Genomic DNA, 276 nt, shown 5'->3' with positions numbered 1-276 from the left:
GCCAGGCAGGCTGTGCAGACAGCGCTAAGTCCTTTCAGGCCTTGGATCAGTTTCTGATGGATCATCGTGCTGGTCCTCTGGCTGGCCGGCCGCCACTCCGAGTGAGATTGGCGGCCGGTCTCGTCAGGACATCAGTTGTAGCTGACCGTCACGTCATAGGTACCATTATAGGTGCCGGCGGCCTGATTGGCGGCCACTGTTTCTGTTGGGGGCACTTTGACAGTGGCCAGGCCCGATGCGTCGAGGCTTCCTGTGGTCGCGACGTCCGTGGTGAAG

The 276-nt window shown here is 60.9% G+C and carries 1 protein-coding gene; it reads right to left on the bottom strand.

The window, feature by feature from the left end; translation table 11 throughout:
* Positions 1–131 precede the first annotated feature (131 nt).
* Positions 132–276, bottom strand: a 145-nt coding sequence (locus ACX2DJ_RS12995; RefSeq protein WP_462573164.1) for a DUF4402 domain-containing protein, incomplete at its 5' end; no start/stop codon positions are given.

This window comes from Altererythrobacter chaiwopuensis, assembly GCF_054957755.1.
This window is presented reverse-complemented; position numbering and strand designations above follow the sequence as displayed.